The sequence below is a fragment of the Rodentibacter myodis genome (assembly GCF_001999305.1).
GTDB lineage: Bacteria > Pseudomonadota > Gammaproteobacteria > Enterobacterales > Pasteurellaceae > Rodentibacter > Rodentibacter myodis.
The window spans coordinates 1-1,253 of the sequence record NZ_MLHQ01000046.1 but is presented as its reverse complement, the minus strand read 5'-3'; the positions used below and the strand labels follow the sequence as shown (position 1 = coordinate 1,253).

1 protein-coding gene is annotated in these 1,253 nt (G+C 38.1%); it reads left to right on the top strand.

Annotation, left to right across the window (positions count from 1 at the left end; translation table 11 throughout):
- The coding region (locus BKL49_RS12400; RefSeq protein ID WP_077425774.1) for a WD40 repeat domain-containing protein at nt 1-1,031 on the top strand (1,031 nt) is incomplete at its 5' end.
- Between the last annotated feature and the right edge of the window lie 222 nt (nt 1,032-1,253).

Sequence of the window (1,253 nt, the reverse complement as noted above, 5' to 3'; positions counted from 1 at the left end):
CTGCAAGTATCGATTGGAAAGGCAATCTTGTACTATGGGATATCCCAAATAAAGAGAAAACCGTACTTTCCCGTAATGCCAGCGGGGGCAGCATGTACTTTATCCCTAACAGTCATGAATTTATGTGGCAGGATAAGGACAATATTGTGCATATTCAAAATGTGAAAGGTGATGAAATTTTTAGTTTTCCTCATTTTAAAACCTTTGGTCATGCGATATCCGAAGATAAAACCTTTTATATCAGTGCCAATCATTCAGGAAAAATCTACAAAGGTTATGGCGATAACCTTATTCCTATTTATACCGATACACCTATCGGAAATTATGAAAATCTAAGACTAACCAATAAATATATTTTATCTGTGGGATATGGTATAGGTGGTAAATATCCCGCTAAAATCAATCCTACGGCAAACCCTATCAATCCTGATGTTTATAAGAAAAGTAGCTATGATGGCGTAACATTATGGGATAGAGCAACCTTAAAACCGATTGCCAGATTGTATGGTAATGCCGGAAAAACCACCGGAATTATTAGCCCCGATGAAAAATGGGTGATTACCGGAGACGAAAATGCCCGTAATCGAATGTGGGGCATAGATAATTTAATGAACCGCTTTTCGCTATCTGATCCTTATGATGGTATTTATAATTTATCGGCCGGAGAATATGATAAAAGTCGATTAATGCCACTTACTAAAGAACAATTTAAGCGTATGATGCGTCAATTTACCGTAGCTTATGCTTTTTTGACCGAAACCGACTTTATCCGAATTGGATATATATATGAAGATTCACCCCATAAAACCATTGCTTCGATCTATTCAGTGGGCGATCCGTGGCTCAAAGGTTTTGTGGATTTAGGCACCTCTCCAATGATTTCAGCCAATAATTACTTTAACAGCCAAACTTTTGCCTCTTCCCCCCAAGCCCATATCTTAGTCACCGGACAAGCCCATGGCGGCGGCATTAACGTTTACAAATATCACCCCGATAAAATAGAACTGGAAAAAATCTGGGTCGCCCACTAATTAAAGTGCGGTTGAAAAATATTGCGATTTTTAACCGCACTTTTAACAACAAATATAAATGATGAATAAACTAACAAAGAAAACCAAAATTCTGCTCAGTGTAACTGCTTTATTGCTTTTATCAATCTACGCCTACACCCAAGGCTTTTTCTCTACCACAAAAGAAATCGCCTCACTTGGTGTTTCAACGGACGGCAATTATACTGCAAGTATCGATTGGAA